This window comes from Streptomyces sp. CRN 30 (assembly GCF_034105845.1).
The window spans coordinates 1-12,901 of sequence record NZ_JAVRHI010000241.1 but is presented as its reverse complement, the minus strand read 5'-3'; the positions used below and the strand labels follow the sequence as shown (position 1 = coordinate 12,901).

At 73.8% G+C, this 12,901-nt stretch carries 14 protein-coding genes and 1 pseudogene; 10 read left to right on the top strand and 5 right to left on the bottom strand.

The annotated features are described in order from the left end of the window. The 3 genes from UW392_RS25810 to UW392_RS25800 all read left to right on the top strand — a co-directional run. A partial coding sequence (locus UW392_RS25810; protein WP_320777513.1) for a WYL domain-containing protein occupies positions 1 to 314 on the top strand: 314 nt, incomplete at its 5' end. Between the two features lie 191 nt (positions 315 to 505). Beyond that, positions 506 to 634: a hypothetical protein gene (locus tag UW392_RS25805; protein ID WP_320777512.1), complete on the top strand. Its 129-nt coding sequence runs from the start codon at positions 506 to 508 to the stop codon at positions 632 to 634. Positions 635 to 774: 140 nt separating this feature from the next. After that, positions 775 to 984 (top strand): hypothetical protein, encoded by a 210-nt coding sequence (locus UW392_RS25800; RefSeq protein WP_320777511.1) that lies wholly within the window; start codon positions 775 to 777, stop codon positions 982 to 984. On the opposite strand, the gene istB is transcribed toward UW392_RS25800, so the two are convergent. Then, positions 962 to 2,287 carry an IS21-like element helper ATPase IstB gene (gene istB / locus UW392_RS25795; protein ID WP_320777510.1) on the bottom strand — a complete coding sequence of 442 codons (1,326 nt, stop codon included), beginning with the start codon at positions 2,285 to 2,287 and terminating at the stop codon, positions 962 to 964. The two genes, UW392_RS25800 and istB, sit on opposite strands and share 23 nt — an antisense overlap. 271 nt (positions 2,288 to 2,558) lie before the next feature. Between istB and UW392_RS25790 the strand changes: the two genes are divergently transcribed. Continuing rightward, positions 2,559 to 4,214, top strand: a complete 1,656-nt coding sequence (locus UW392_RS25790; protein WP_320777509.1) for a DNA repair helicase XPB — start codon at positions 2,559 to 2,561, stop codon at positions 4,212 to 4,214. A gap of 22 nt (positions 4,215 to 4,236) precedes the next feature. On the opposite strand, the gene UW392_RS25785 is transcribed toward UW392_RS25790, so the two are convergent. Beyond that, positions 4,237 to 4,440, bottom strand: a complete 204-nt coding sequence (locus tag UW392_RS25785; RefSeq protein WP_320777508.1) for a hypothetical protein — start codon at positions 4,438 to 4,440, stop codon at positions 4,237 to 4,239. 448 nt (positions 4,441 to 4,888) lie between these two features. Here UW392_RS25785 and UW392_RS25780 point away from each other — a divergent pair, with 448 nt between their 5' ends. Next, positions 4,889 to 6,865 carry a HelD family protein gene (locus UW392_RS25780; protein ID WP_320777514.1) on the top strand — a complete coding sequence of 659 codons (1,977 nt, stop codon included), beginning with the start codon at positions 4,889 to 4,891 and terminating at the stop codon, positions 6,863 to 6,865. A 31-nt stretch (positions 6,866 to 6,896) separates the two neighbouring features. On the opposite strand, the gene UW392_RS25775 is transcribed toward UW392_RS25780, so the two are convergent. Continuing rightward, on the bottom strand, positions 6,897 to 7,595 hold the full coding sequence (locus UW392_RS25775) for a copper homeostasis protein CutC (RefSeq protein ID WP_320777507.1): 699 nt from the start codon (positions 7,593 to 7,595) through the stop codon (positions 6,897 to 6,899). A gap of 141 nt (positions 7,596 to 7,736) precedes the next feature. Here UW392_RS25775 and UW392_RS25770 point away from each other — a divergent pair, with 141 nt between their 5' ends. Both UW392_RS25770 and UW392_RS25765 read left to right on the top strand, forming a co-directional pair. Then, positions 7,737 to 8,411, top strand: a complete 675-nt coding sequence (locus tag UW392_RS25770) for a hypothetical protein (RefSeq protein WP_320777506.1) — start codon at positions 7,737 to 7,739, stop codon at positions 8,409 to 8,411. Between the two features lie 159 nt (positions 8,412 to 8,570). Then, positions 8,571 to 9,659, top strand: coding sequence for a GNAT family N-acetyltransferase (locus tag UW392_RS25765; protein WP_320777505.1), 1,089 nt, complete (start codon positions 8,571 to 8,573; stop codon positions 9,657 to 9,659). A 55-nt stretch (positions 9,660 to 9,714) separates the two neighbouring features. Here the strand turns inward: UW392_RS25765 and UW392_RS25760 are convergent, their stop codons facing one another. Together UW392_RS25760 and UW392_RS25755 are read right to left on the bottom strand one after the other, a co-directional pair. Then, entirely contained in the window at positions 9,715 to 9,990 is a 276-nt protein-coding gene (locus UW392_RS25760) for a DUF4031 domain-containing protein (protein WP_320777504.1), read from the bottom strand. After that, complete coding sequence (locus UW392_RS25755) at positions 9,987 to 10,370, bottom strand: hypothetical protein (RefSeq protein ID WP_320777503.1); 384 nt, start codon at positions 10,368 to 10,370, stop codon at positions 9,987 to 9,989. Before UW392_RS25755 ends, UW392_RS25760 begins: the two co-directional genes overlap by 4 nt. Positions 10,371 to 10,426: 56 nt before the next feature. Between UW392_RS25755 and UW392_RS25750 the strand changes: the two genes are divergently transcribed. The 3 genes and pseudogenes from UW392_RS25750 to UW392_RS25740 form a co-directional block, all read left to right on the top strand. Then, positions 10,427 to 11,344, top strand: coding sequence for a MurR/RpiR family transcriptional regulator (locus UW392_RS25750; protein WP_320777502.1), 918 nt, complete (start codon positions 10,427 to 10,429; stop codon positions 11,342 to 11,344). A gap of 127 nt (positions 11,345 to 11,471) precedes the next feature. Further along, positions 11,472 to 12,458 carry an N-acetylmuramic acid 6-phosphate etherase gene (gene murQ / locus UW392_RS25745; protein WP_320777501.1) on the top strand — a complete coding sequence of 329 codons (987 nt, stop codon included), beginning with the start codon at positions 11,472 to 11,474 and terminating at the stop codon, positions 12,456 to 12,458. A gap of 126 nt (positions 12,459 to 12,584) precedes the next feature. Beyond that, positions 12,585 to 12,901: pseudogene (locus tag UW392_RS25740) on the top strand (hypothetical protein); the annotation flags it as partial.

Here is a 12,901-nt window from a genome sequence, read left to right as displayed (position 1 = left end):
CCCTGCGCGCCGTCCGCGCGGGCGACCTCGCCACCACGGCGCCCCGCAGGGACGGCGCCCCCGCCCCCGACGGCACCCTGCCGCGCACCGGCTCCGCCGAGACCCTCGCCACCATGCAGGCCGCCGTCCTCACCGGCGAGGCCGTGTGGATCGGCTACGTCAACGCCGAGGGCGGCGCCAGTCAACGCGTCATCGCGCCGGTCCGCGTCGAGGGCGGCTTCGTCACGGCGTACGACCACACCGCGGACGAGGTCCGCACCTTCCCGCTGCACCGCATCACGGGCGTCGCGGAACTCGCCGACGACACGGTCTGACCGTCCGCGCGCGGACGCCGCAACCCGCGGACGGACACCGGCGGGTGAACGCGCGCGTTCATGCGCGCCACGCCGCGCACGTCCCCCGGACGAGGGACCTTTCACCGCCGTTCGCATCAGGCCGCGTGGCGCGGGGCAGCCACTCGCTGTCCTGGTCCGGCTCATATGAACGCAAGAGGAAAGGATGTCCCATGCGTACTGTTCGTCGTGTCGCCACCATGCTGGCGGCCGCCGCACTGATGGTCGGCGCGTTCGCCCCGCAGGCAGCGGCGGTAGGCATCGATGTCGCCGGTCTCGTGGTCGAGACCCCGCAGGTCTGACCGTCCGCGAGCCCGGCGCACCCCGCCGGGCCCGCCTCCGCTCCGGGCCGGTCCCGACGCCCCGGGGGCCGGCCCGGACCCACCTGCGCGGGCCGCGGACCAGGTATCACCCCGCGAGCACTCCCAGGAGGAGGAACCCCATGCACCCCACCCGTCCTGTCGCCACCGCGCTGACCGGCACCGCACTGCTCGCCGCGGCCACCGTCCTCGGCGCCCTGACTCCCCCGGCCGCGGCTCAGAACCCGCTGCCGCTGCCCGTCGCGGCGGTCGCCGCCGAGTCCCTGGTCGGTGAGGGCGTCACGGTGGAGGGCCCGTTGGTCAACAACGTCAGTCTGCCCATGACGAAGTAGTGCGCCGCAGCCGGTAGCTGTCGCCCTCCAGCCGGACGATCTCCGCGTGGTGGGCGAGGCGGTCGACCATCGCCGGTGCGGGGCCGCCGCCGAAGATCTCGTCCCAGCGGCCCAGCGGACGGTCGCTGGTGACGATCAGCGAGGCCCGCTCGTACCGGTGCGCGATCAGCTGGAAGAACAGGTGGGCGGTGTCCGCGTCGAACGGCACGTAGCCGACCTCGTCGACGATCAGCACGGCGTAGGCGTCGAGCACGGTCAGCTCCTCGGCCAGCCTGCCCGCGGTCCGGGCGCCGGACAGCCGGGCCGCCCAGTCGGCGGCGGTCGCGAACAGCACCAGGTGACCGGCCTCGCAGGCCCGTACGCCGAGACCGATGGCGAGGTGCGTCTTGCCGGTGCCGGGGCCACCGACGAACACCACGTTCCGCCGGGCGGGGACGAAGTCGAGCTTCCCCAGCCGGGACAGGGCCTCCCGGTCGAAGGACCGCGGGTGACTCGCGTCGAACTCCTCCAGCAGCTTGCGGACGGGGAAGCGCGCGGCCCGCACCCGGTTGTCGGCACCGGCCTCGAACGGGGACGCGGACGGTGACCCGAGGGCCTCCACCTGACCGGGGATGGCCACCGTGCCCGGCGCGCCCGCCGGCGGGACGCCCGCGGTGAGGGCGTAGGTCACGGCCGGCGCGGCGACCCTGGTGCACACGTGCCCGTCGGGTTCCCTGGGTTCCGCGGGTGGTTCCGCGAGCTCCTTGGCCTCCTTGGGCGCATGGCTCCCGCGCATCATCGGGCCCGACATGTACGCGAGGATCGCCGCCGAGACGATGAAGGCCATGTGGATCAGGGTTCCCCACAGCAGTGAGTGCCGCGAGGTGTGGTGCACGTCGACGAACATCTGCAGCAGGTGGACCGAGGAGATGCCCACGATGGCGGTGGCGAGCTTCACCTTCAGCACGTTGGAATTGACGTGCGAGAGCCATTCGGGCTGGTCACGGTGGCCCTGGAGACCGATCCGCGAGACGAAGGTCTCGTAGCCGCCGACGATGACCATGATCAGCAGGTTGGCGATCATGACGACGTCGACCAGTTTGAGCACGGCCAGCATGACGTAGGTCTCGGTCGCCGCCCCGGTCACACAGCGGTGGATTAAGGCCCACAGCTCGTTGAAGAACTTGTACACGTACACGCCCTGGGCGGCCACCAGGCCGAAGTACAGCGGGGCCTGCAGCCAGCGGGTGGCGAACAGCGCGAAGCCGAGCGCCTCGGTCGTCGGGGACACGGCGGACGTCGCGTTCTGGCCGGTACGGGGCATGGGCTCACTCCGAGTGGCGGTGGCACGGGCGATGGCCTGCACGGTCCGCCATTCTTCGGAAGGAGCGCCGCAAATCAGAATTCCGACCACCCATTGGAGTGGATAGACATCCCATAGGAGGGGACGCGGACACCGCGGTGGACGGGTCGCGGGTGTCACGGTGGACGGGTCGCGGGCGTCACCGCGACCCACCGCGCTCCGCCCCGGCGATCAGGCACACTGGACGTTTGGCCGTGCAGAGCCATGGAGCCATCCCGAAAGGCAGCCGCGCGTGAATGGTCCCCTCATCGTCCAGAGCGACAAGACACTCCTGCTGGAGGTCGACCACGAGCAGGCCGACGACTGCCGCCGGGCCATCGCGCCGTTCGCGGAGCTGGAGCGGGCGCCGGAGCACATCCACACCTACCGGGTGACCCCGCTCGGCCTGTGGAACGCGCGCGCCGCCGGGCACGACGCCGAGCAGGTCGTGGACGCCCTGGTGGAGTACAGCCGGTACCCGGTGCCGCACGCGCTGCTCGTGGACATCGCCGAGACGATGGACCGCTACGGGCGGCTCACCCTGAGCAAGCACCCGGCGCACGGGCTGGTCCTGACGAGCACCGACCGCCCGGTCCTGGAGGAGATCCTGCGGTCGAAGCGGATCGCTCCGCTGGTCGGCACCCGGATCGACGCGGACACCGTCGCCGTGCACCCCTCCGAGCGCGGGCAGATCAAGCAGACGCTGCTGAAGCTGGGCTGGCCGGCCGAGGACCTCGCCGGGTACGTGGACGGCGAGGCGCACCCCATCGAGCTCGCCGAGGACGGCTGGGCGCTGCGCCCGTACCAGAAGCAGGCGGTGGAGAACTTCTGGCACGGCGGGTCCGGGGTCGTCGTGCTGCCCTGCGGCGCGGGCAAGACCCTCGTCGGCGCCGGGTCGATGGCGCAGGCCAAGGCGACCACGCTGATCCTCGTCACCAACACCGTCTCCGCCCGGCAGTGGAAGCACGAGCTGGTGAAGCGGACCTCGCTGACCGAGGACGAGATCGGCGAGTACAGCGGCACGAAGAAGGAGATCCGCCCGGTCACCATCGCCACGTACCAGGTGCTGACGACGAAGCGGAAGGGCGTCTACCCGCACCTGGAGCTGTTCGACTCCCGTGACTGGGGGCTCATCGTCTACGACGAGGTGCACCTGCTGCCGGCGCCGGTCTTCAAGTTCACCGCGGACCTCCAGGCGCGGCGGCGGCTCGGGCTCACCGCGACGCTGGTCCGGGAGGACGGCCGCGAGTCCGACGTCTTCTCGCTCATCGGGCCGAAACGATTCGACGCGCCCTGGAAGGAGATCGAGGCGCAGGGCTACATCGCGCCCGCCGACTGCGTCGAGGTCCGGGTCAACCTCACCGAGAGCGAGCGGCTCGCGTACGCCACGGCCGAGGCGGAGGAGAAGTACCGCTTCTGCTCCACGACCGCGACCAAGCGGAAGGTCACCGAGGCACTGGTGCGGCGCTTCGCCGGGCAGCAGATCCTCGTGATCGGCCAGTACATCGACCAGCTGGACGAGCTGGGCGCGCACCTGGACGCCCCGGTGATCAAGGGCGAGACCAGCAACGCGCAGCGGGAGAAACTGTTCGACGCGTTCCGCAACGGCGAGCTCAACGTGCTGGTGGTGTCCAAGGTCGCGAACTTCTCGATCGACCTGCCGGAGGCGACGGTCGCCATCCAGGTCTCCGGCACCTTCGGCTCACGGCAGGAGGAGGCCCAGCGGCTCGGCCGGGTGCTGCGGCCCAAGGCCGACGGCCACCAGGCGCACTTCTACTCGGTGGTCGCCCGCGACACCCTCGACCAGGACTTCGCGGCCCACCGCCAGCGCTTCCTGGCCGAACAGGGCTACGCCTACCGGATCCTGGACGCGGACGAGATCCTCGCGGAGGAGCAGGGCCGAGGCTGAGGAGCAGGGCGGAGGCGGCGCCTCAGCGGCGTCGTACGCCCGCGTCCTCCGCGCCCTCGGGGTAGTCGCCGAGCAGGACGACGTCGAACGCGGCGCCCGCGAACACCCGGACGGCACGGAGGGCGCCGCCCAGGCCGTGACGGGGGCGGGCGGAGTCGAAGGGGATCGCACCGGACGGCACAGCGTGCCGGGCGACGGAGGCCGGGGGGAAGGTCGCTGCACTCATGTCTCCATGGTGGTGTCGCGGGGCGCGGACGGCGTCGGTCCAGGGAGGGAACCCGGATCGCCGCTTCCTCACCCTCAGGTCCGGCCTCCCGTACGACTTCCGAGTGACGCCTCCCCTTAGGGGCGGGAGCGCAGGACCCCGAGGAAACGGTTGGCCCCCGCGCTCCCGCCTCGCCTAGAATCTCCGCTCTTGCCCGCCTCCCCCTCGGAGAGCCGCCGCCCGGACGGAAACCGGCCGGCACCGTGTACTGCGCGAACCCGCGCTCCCACAAACGGCAGCCGACCGGCGCACGCCCCGCGTTCCCGGCCGGCGCACCGTCACGCCCGGAGGCAGAACCGTGTCGACCCGATCCGACGAGCTCACCCACCGCGCCCCCGACGCGGACCCGGACAATCCCCTGACCCGCGAGCGCGCCCACCTCGCCGCCTCCCGGACCGCGTTGCGCGCCATGCGCGAGGAGGCGGAGTCGCTCGACACCAGCAACACCGCCGCGACCTGGGTGAGCGCCGAGGCGCTGCGGCACGACATCGACCAGCGCATCAAGGCCCTGGCCGACCTCAGCGACACCCCCCTCTTCTTCGGCCGGCTCGACTATCTCAACGCCCCGGGCGCCGAGGGAGCGGGCGGGGAGGAGGACGGGCAGCGGTTCTACATCGGCCGCCGTCACGTGCACGACGCCGGCGGGGACCCCATGGTCGTCGACTGGCGCGCCCCCGTGTCGCAGCCGTTCTACCGGGCCTCCCGGCGGGAGCCCATGGACGTCGCGCTGCGCCGCCGCTTCGGCTACACGGCCGGTGACCTCACCGCGTACGAGGACGAGCACCTCACCGACCCCGCCGAGGCCGACACCACCAGCAAGCTGCTCCAGCAGGAGATCGAGCGCCCGCGCGTCGGACCGATGCGCGACATCGTGGCGACCATCCAGCCCGAGCAGGACGAGATCGTCCGGTCCGGGCTCTCCGGCACCGTCTGTGTGCAGGGCGGACCCGGCACCGGGAAGACCGCCGTCGGCCTGCACCGTGTCGCGTACCTGCTGTACGCCTACCGGGACCGGCTCGCCCGCACCGGCACCCTCGTCATCGGGCCGAACCGTTCCTTCCTTCACTACATCGAGCAGGTGCTGCCCGCCCTCGGCGAGCTGGAGGTGAAGCAGGCGACCGTCGACGACCTCGTGGCGCGGGTCGCGCGGGTGGAGGTGCGGGGCACCGACGACGCGGCGGCCGCCGTGGTCAAGGGCGACGCCCGGATGGCCGAGGTGCTGCGGCGGGCCGTCCACGCCCACGTCACCCTCCCCACCGAGCCGGTCGTCGTGGTGCGCGGGTCCCGCAGGTGGCGCGTGCCGGCGTACGAGCTGGAGGAGATCGTCAAGGAGCTGCAGGGCCGCGGCATCCGGTACGGGGCCGCCCGTGAGGCGCTGCCGCAGCGGATCGCGCACGCGGTGCTGGTGCAGATGGAGCGCGCGGGCGAGGCGCCGGACGACCGGGTGCAGGACGCGGTGGCCCGCAACCCCGCGGTGAAGGCGGCCGTCAAGGAGATCTGGCCGCCGGTCGACCCGGCCAAGCTGGTCCTGCGGCTCCTCGCCGACGCGGAGTTCCTCGCCGCGCACGCGGACGGGGTGCTGGGCGAGGACGAGCAGAGGACGGTCCTGTGGGCGAAGCCCGCGCGGAGCGTACGGTCGGCCAAGTGGTCCGCCGCCGACGCCGTACTGATCGACGAGGCCACCGACCTGGTGCAGCGCACCCCGTCACTGGGCCACGTGGTGCTCGACGAGGCGCAGGACCTCTCCCCCATGCAGTACCGGGCGGTCGGCCGCCGCTGCACCACCGGCTCGGCGACCGTGCTCGGCGACCTGGCGCAGGGCACCACTCCGTGGGCGACGCGAAGCTGGGAGGAGGCGCTGGGGCACCTCGGCAAGGACGAGGCGGTGATCGAGGAGCTGACGGCCGGTTTCCGCGTGCCGACGGACGTCATCACGTACGCCTCCCGGCTGCTGCCGCACATCGCGCCCGGGCTCACCCCGGTGGCGTCGGTGCGGGAGAACCCGGGCTTCTTCGACATCCGTACGGTCACCGGCGACGCTCAGGTGGTCGGGGCGTGCGAGGAGTTGCTGCGGCGCGAGGGCTCGGTGGGCCTGATCGCGGCGGACGCCCGGATCCCCGCCCTGGCGGAGGCGCTCTCCGCCGCCGGGCTCGGCCACCTCGGCCCGGGCGAGGAGACGACCCGCGACACCCGCCTCACCCTCGTCCCGGCGTCGCTGGCCAAGGGCCTGGAGTACGACTACGTGGTCCTGGACGAGCCGGGCGCCGTCGTCGCCGGTGAACCGGACGAGCGCACGGGCCTGCGCCGCCTGTACGTGGCGCTGACCCGTGCCGTGTCGGGCCTGATCGTGACGCACGCGGACCCGCTGCCGCCGCAGTTGGGCTGAGGGCCCGCGGACGGACGCCGGCCGCGGGCGCCTACGCGTCGAGCGCGGCCCGCCACTCCCGTACCGCGTCCGCCGACACCGGCCCGCCCCACCCGTCCGGCCGCACCGCGCTCCCCACGTGGAAGGCGTCCACCCCGGCGGCCCGCAGCCGGGGCAGGTGGCCGAGGCGCAGTCCACCGCCGACGACGAGCCGCTGGGTGTGGCCCGGTTCGCCGCGGCGGGCGGCCTCGGCGACGAGGACGTCCAGCCCTTCGTCGACCCCCAGCGGCGAACCCGCGGTGAGGTAGGCGTCGAGGCCGGGCAGGCCGTCGAGCTGCTTGCGCAGGGCGGCGCGGTCGGCGGCGCGGTCGATGGCCCGGTGGAAGGTCCACGGGCAGCCGTCCAACTCCGCGACCAGCCGTTCGACCGTCGCGAGGTCGGGGCCGCCGTCCTCCTCAAGGAACCCGAGCACGAACTCCTCGGCCCCGGCCGCGCGCAGCTCCCGTGCCTGCCGCACCAGCGCCTCGACGTCCCCGGCGTCTCCGGCCGCGAAGCCGTCGCCCGGCCGCAGCATCACCCGGGCCGGGAGGTCCACGGCGTCCCGGATCGCCGCGACCACGGCCGCCGGCGGGGTCAGCCCGTCCGCGGCCATGTCGGCGACCACCTCCAGCCGGTCCGCACCTCCGGCCCGTGCCGCGACCGCGTCCTCGGCGTCGAGGGCGATCACCTCCAGGACTGCACGCGTACGCATGGGACCCCTTCCGGTCGGGTCGGGCACAAGGTCGGGCTTGACAGGTCTAGTCCATTCGCTCCAGACGACAGGGTACGCCCCGGCCGGCGAGGCCCCGTCCCGGGACGACGAGTTCCGGGCACCGCCCCGCACAATGGCCCCATGTCCACGCCCCCGCCCGTCTCCCCGCCCGGACCGGACGCCGACGCCCTCCGCGCCCGCTGGCTGCACGCCCTGCTCCCGGCCCGCGACGGCGCCCGCCTCCCCGAGCCGTACCCCTACGCCGACAACCTCATCAAGCGCTGGTCGGAGCCGCAGCGCCGCTATCACACGCTCGACCACCTCGTCGCGGTCCTGGACCGCATCGACGTGCTGGCGGAGTACGCGGAGGACGTGGCCGCGGTCCGGCTCGCGGCCTGGTTCCACGACGCCGTGTACCTGCCGGAGCGGTCCACGAACGAGGAGCGGTCGGCCCGGCTCGCCGAACGCGCCCTGCCCGAGGCCGGTGTGGAGCAGGCGAGGACGGACGAGGTCGCCCGGCTGGTCCGGCTCACCGTCACGCACGACCCGGCCCCGGGCGACGCCAACGGCGCCGTGCTCTGCGACGCCGACCTCGCGATCCTGGCGGCGGATCCGGAGGCGTACGACCGCTACGCGCGCGCCGTCCGCGAGGAGTACGCCTTCGTGCCCGACGACGCGTTCCGTACGGGCCGGGCGGACGTGCTGCGCCACCTCCTGGGGCTGCCTCGGCTGTTCCGCACGCCGTACGGGGAGCGGGAGTGGGAGGCGGCGGCCCGCCGCAACCTGGAGGCCGAACTCGCGCGGCTCACCGCCTGACGCACGGTGGTGGCGCCGGCCGGTCGGGTGGGCAGGTACACGGACGGCTGGGCGGCCCGGTCATCGACGCGGACTTCGGCCACGCGCCCGGGAGGCCGGGGCCGACACACCCGCGAAACCGGTACGTACGGACGGGTGACTCCGCCTATCCTCGCCGCCATGCGACCACTGGGCGGGGATCAGGTACAGGAAGCCGTCGGACACGCGCTCGAAGCGCTGCGGACGGCCGTGGACCGCGACTGGACGGGGACCAAGGCGGGCGGGCTGGAGTGGAACTGCCGGGAGACGGCGGAGCACCTGGCCTCCTGCCTGCTGTCCTACGCGGGCCAGCTGGCGGGGCGTCCGACCGAGGCGTACGTGCCCTTCTCCCTGACCGTGGACGACGACGCCGACGAGGCGGGTCTCCTGGACGTCGTCGAGACGGCCGGCGCCCTGCTCACGGCGGCCGTCCGGACGACACCGGCCGGTGTGCGCGCCTTCCACCCGTTCCCGTTCCGCTCCGCCGACCGCGAGGGCTTCGCCGCGATGGGCGTCGCGGAGGTGCTGCTGCACACGTACGACATCGCCACGGGCCTCGGACTGCCGTACGAAGCCCCCACCGAGCTGTGCGTGAGCGTGCTCGCCCGGATCTTCCCGCACGTGCGGCCCGACGAGGAGCCCTGGCCGACCCTGCTGTGGGCCACCGGCCGCGGCGACCTGCCCGGCCGCGCCCCCGTCACCGAGTGGCGCTGGTACAACCCCCTGGTCATCCCCGCCGAGCGGCTCGCCCTGCACGCCGTCACGCCCGCGGCCGCCGCCGAACTGGCCGCCGGCGGCACGGGCGGCCTGACGTGGATCGAGGGCGGGCCGGCCGAGGGCACGCGGATCGGCGCGGGCCTGGTCTTCACCGCGTACCAGGCCGGGGCGCTGCGCCCGGAGTGGGGCACGTTCGCCCTGGTCCGCACCGAGGACGGCCGCGCGCTCGGCGCCCTGGGCTACCACTCCGCGCCCGACGAGAACGGCCGCGTGGAGATCGGCTACGACCTCGTCGAGGCGGCCCGCGGCCAGGGCTACGCGACCGAGGCGGTGCGCGCGCTGGTGGACTGGGCGGCGGAACGGGCCCGTACCCACGGGGACGTGCGGCGGCTGTGGGCGGTCGTCGACAAGTCCAACACGCCCAGCCAGGCAGTGGTCGGACGGGCCGGGTTCCGGCAGGTCAGCGACGACGGCGAGCAGTTCGCGTACGAACTGCGGCTGCCCGGCGCGTGAGCGCGGAGCGGAGCCGGGGCCCTTCGGGCGGACGACGGGACTCTCGCGACAGGCCCTAGTTCACCGCGCCCCGCGGATGCTTCGGTCGGCGCAGGCCCGCTCCCGTGAGCCTGCGCAGCAGTTCCTTGGAGCCCACCTCCACGGCGCCCGCGCGCACCGCGTCCGCGTACCGGTAGGCGGGCAGGTCGTAGTGGTCGCGCTCGAAGCCGCGTTCGGGGACCCCCAGCCGGCGGGCGAAGGCGTGCAGTTCGTCGAACGAGACGTCACTGACGAGGTGCGACCACATCCGGCCGTGCCCGGGCCAGGTGGGCGGATCGATGTAGACGGTCACGAAGTGGGCGCCCCGCCCGTCGCCGACGCCAGGGACCCCACCGCCGCGACCTTCACGCCCGCCCTGTGGCAGACCCAGTGCGGGTCGGCGCCCAGCTCCGGCTCGACCTCGAGGGCGTGCAGGTCCTCGGTGCCGCAGGCCGGACAGAGGGGCCACCGCCCGTACCGCTCCAGCAGGGCGTCCTGGACGTCCTGGGCGACGAGCCCGGCCACGTAGTCCACCCCCTCCGGCCACTGCTCGACCCACCAGCGGCGCTGGGCTATCGACTCCTCGACGAGCGAGACCACGTCCGCCTCGGCGACCTCGCCCGCCACGAGATCGGCGAGCACCAGGGCGCGAGCCGCGTGCAGCGCCTGCTCCAGGGGGCTGATGGTGTCCATGCCTCCATTGTGCGCACTCTTGACCGCGCATCGGAACCGAAAATAGCTTCCACAGTGTGAGCGACAAGGTGAAGGAAGTTTTCGCCCAGGGGGCGCCGCCCGCGCCCGCGGCCCTCGCGGCCAAGGTACGCACCATGGCGCCCTCGATGACCAGATCCATGCAGCGGGTCGCCGAGGCCGTCGCCGCGGACCCGGCGGGCTGCGCCGCCCTCACGGTCACCGGCCTCGCCGAGCTCACCGGCACCAGCGAGGCGACGGTGGTGCGCACGGCCCGGCTCCTCGGCTACCCCGGCTACCGGGACCTGCGCCTCGCGCTCGCCGGGCTCGCCGCCCACCAGCAGTCGGGCCGGGCGCCCGCCGTCACCGCCGACATAGCGGTCGACGACCCGATCGCCGACGTGGTGGCGAAACTCGCCCACGACGAGCAGCAGACCCTCGCCGACACCGCGGCCGGGCTCGACACCGTGCAGCTCGGCGCGGCGGTCACCTCGCTGGCGGCGGCCCGGCGCGTCGACGTGTACGGCGTCGGGGCCTCCGGACTGGTCGCCCAGGACCTCGCGCAGAAACTGCTGCGCATAGGGCTCGTGGCGCACGCGCACAGCGATCCGCACCTCGCGGTGACCAACGCCGTGCAGCTGCGCGCCAAGGACGTGGCGGTCGCGATCACGCACTCCGGCTCCACGGGGGACGTCATCGAACCGCTGCGGGTCGCGTTCGACCACGGGGCGACGACGATCGCGGTCACCGGCCGCCCGGACGGCCCCGTGGCCCAGTACGCCGACCACGTCCTGACCACCTCAACGGCCCGCGAGAGCGAGCTGCGCCCCGCGGCCATGTCGTCGCGGACCAGCCAGCTCCTCGTCGTGGACTGCCTGTTCGTGGGGGTGGCGCAGCGGACGTACGAGACGGCCGCGCCGGCCCTGTCGGCCTCGTACGAGGCCCTGGCCCACCGGCACCGGCACGCTCCCCGATAGCACTCCGCGGCCGTCCCGGCGCCCGTTCCGGGAATCTCACGTCATCCTCACCCGTCCACCGGCCCTCACCCGGAAGACTCGCACCGCACGCACGGACACAACCCCGCACCGGAGAGAGCCCCCGCACATGACATCGAGCGCCGACGCCACCGACGCCCCGGACCCCGCCGGTCCCGCCCGGCCGAGCGCCCACCACCGAGCCCTCGAGGCCCAGCTGGAGACCATGACCACCGAGGCCTTCCGGCCCGAACTGTCCGAGATCGACCGGCTGCCCACGCTGGAGATCGCGAAGATCATGAACGGCGAGGACGCCCTCGTCCCGGCCGCCGTGGCCACGCAGCTGCCGCGGATCGCCGCGGCGATCGACGCCGTCGCCGCCCGCATGTCCCGGGGCGGCCGGCTGATCTACGCGGGCGCGGGCACCGCGGGCCGGCTCGGCGTCCTGGACGCGTCCGAGTGCCCGCCGACCTTCAACACGGACCCGGAGCAGGTCGTGGGCCTGATCGCGGGCGGCCGGGACGCCGTGGTCACCTCCGTGGAGGGCGCGGAGGACTCCAGGGAGCTGGCGGCCGGCGCCCTCGACGCGCTCGGCCTGACCGCCGACGACACGGTGGTCGGCGTCTCGGCCTCGGGGCGCACCCCGTACGCCGTCGGCGCGGTGGAGCACGCCCGCGCGCGGGGTGCGCTGACCGTGGGCCTCGCCTGCAACGCGGACAGCGCGCTCGCGGCCGCCGCCGACCACGGCATCGAGGTGGTCGTGGGCCCCGAACTGCTCACCGGCTCCACCCGGCTGAAGGCGGGCACGGCCCAGAAGCTGGTCCTCAACATGCTGTCGACGATCACGATGATCCGCCTGGGCAAGACCTACGGGAACCTGATGGTCGACGTACGCGCCTCCAACGAGAAGCTGCGGGCCCGCTCCCGCCGCATCGTGGCGCTGGCGACCGGCGCCGACGACAAGGAGATCGAGGACGCGCTGGCCGTGACGGACGGCGAGGTGAAGAACGCCATCCTGATGATCCTCGGCGAGGTGGACGGACCCACGGCGGGCCTGCTGCTGACACAGAGCGACGGCCACCTGCGGGCGGCGCTGCGGGCGGCGGCGGGCGGCTGAGTTCCCTACCGGGCCGTACCGCGCACGGCCCGGTACGGAAGGGGCGACCGGCCACGACCCCGTGATCGCCACCCGCGTGTGCGACCGTGGACGCAGGAAGACGCAAGGGAAAGGGACCCGCACGCCGTGAACCACGCACAGCTCACCGCCCTCGGCCGCGCCCTGCGCCTGCTCGGCGAGCACGGCGAGGAGCTGACCACCGACACCCCGGACGCCAGGCTGCACGAGTACAAGGACGACCTGAGGCGCGCCCTGGACCTGCTGGAGGAGTCGGTCACCGCCGCGGCCCCCACCACACGCTGCGCCGAGCACCCGAACGGCCCGGTCGACAAGGACGCCCCCGACCTCTGCCTGCTCTGCGAGACCCGCCGGCGCTCCGCCCGCCGCGCGGAGCTCGACGGCGCGTACGGGCCGCCCCGCGCCGCCGCCGGGCAGCCCGCCGA